Source organism: Clostridium lentum, from assembly GCF_014287815.1.
Taxonomy (GTDB): Bacteria; Bacillota; Clostridia; order Clostridiales; family Clostridiaceae; genus Clostridium; species Clostridium lentum.
In genome coordinates, this window is record NZ_JACOOQ010000042.1 from 1 (window position 1) to 1,721 (window position 1,721).

The 1,721-nt window shown below is 27.1% G+C and carries 2 protein-coding genes; both read left to right on the forward strand.

Translation table 11 applies throughout. The annotated features are described in order from the left end of the window. Positions 1-446: IS607 family transposase (locus tag H8R92_RS12945; RefSeq protein ID WP_186835672.1), on the forward strand; the 446-nt coding region annotated here is incomplete at its 5' end. Then, positions 388-1,566: an RNA-guided endonuclease InsQ/TnpB family protein gene (locus H8R92_RS12950; RefSeq protein ID WP_366461612.1), complete on the forward strand. Its 1,179-nt coding sequence runs from the start codon at positions 388-390 to the stop codon at positions 1,564-1,566. The genes H8R92_RS12945 and H8R92_RS12950, both read left to right, overlap by 59 nt. Positions 1,567-1,721: the final 155 nt, after the last annotated feature.

The following is a 1,721-nucleotide window of genomic DNA, read 5'->3' on the forward strand; positions in this document are numbered from 1 at the left end:
ATGGGCAAAAAGATGATTTGAAAAATCAGATAGAATTTCTTTTAAACTTTACATCTTCAAAAGGGATAATAGTAGATGAAACAATTGAGGATATAGGTAGTGGATTGAATTACAATCGTAAAAAATGGAATAAACTTATTGAAGAGTGTATGGAAAACAAAGTTGATTCTATTATAGTAACTCATAAAGATAGATTTATTCGTTTTGGATATGATTGGTTTGAGCGATTTTTGAGTAAATATAATGTAAAAATAATAGTTGTAAATAACGAATTACTTTCGCCACAAGAAGAATTAGTTCAAGACATAATTTCAATCTTACATGTTTTTAGTTGTAGAATTTACGGATTAAGAAAATACAAAAAGAAGATAGAAGGGGATGAAGAAATTGCTAAAATCCTACAAAGTAGAAATAAAACCAACAACAAAACAAATACAAAAGATTGAACAAAGTATTGGAGTTTGTAGATGGCTTTATAATGAATATTTATCAACCAACAATCAACTATATACTAAATACAAAGATGGATTCATTGATAAGAAACAGGTGTTTATGAGTGCTAATGATTTTGATAAATATATAAACAATGAAGTCAAAGTTTTAGATGAATACTCTTGGATAAATAATTGTGGTTCTAAAGCTAGAAAAAAAGCTATACAAAATGCCGAAACCGCTTATAAAAGGTTTTTTAAAGGTCAAGCTAAATTTCCTAAGTTTAAAAAGAAAAATAAATGTGATGTTAAATTATACTTTCCTAAGAATAATAAAGGCGATTGGAAGGTGGATAGACATAGAATAATGGTACCTACCTTAAATAAGGTAAGGTTAAAGGAATATGGCTATATTCCAGTAGGTTCAAAAATTATTAGTGGAACTGTATCAAAGAAAGCAAATAGATATTATGTATCTGTAATAATAGATGTAGAAAATATCCCACAGAAAAATACAAATCAAGGTATAGGAATTGATTTAGGGGTAAAAGATTTTGCTATTTGCAGCGATAAAATCATTTATAAAAACATAAATAAAACTCAAAGAGTTAGGAAACTAGAAAAGAAATTATTAAGAGAACAAAAAAGACTTTCAAGGAAATATGAAAGTTTAAAAATAAGAAATAAAAAAGAGAAGGGAGAAGCTACTAGACAAAATATCCAAAAACAAATAGCTAAGGTACAAATACTTTATCAAAGACTTAACAATATAAGAACTGATTATATAAATAAAGTTGTAAGTAATGTGGTGAGAAACAAACCATCTTATATTACGATAGAAGATTTAAATGTTAAAGGAATGATGAAGAATAAGCATTTATCTAAAGCAGTAGCACAACAGAAATTTAATGAATTTAGAAATAAATTAGCCAATAAATGCAATGCTTTGGGTATAGAATTAAGAATTGTTGATAGATTTTATCCTTCAAGTAAACTATGTCATAAATGTGCTTCTATAAAAAAAGATTTAAAGCTTAAAGATAGAATTTTCAATTGTGATTGTGGGTATGTTGAAGATAGAGATTATAATGCAAGTCTTAATTTAAGAGATGCAAAAATCTATAAAACAGCATAAATTTTATAGATATGTACCGATGGCTAAGTCGGGAATTTACGCCTTTGGAGTGATATATCAAACTAAAGTAGTCTATGTTTATCAAGACAAAATAGGTCACGTTGAAAAAGGAAAAATCTCAATATGGGTATGTTTGTCCATATTTCGAGTAGCAG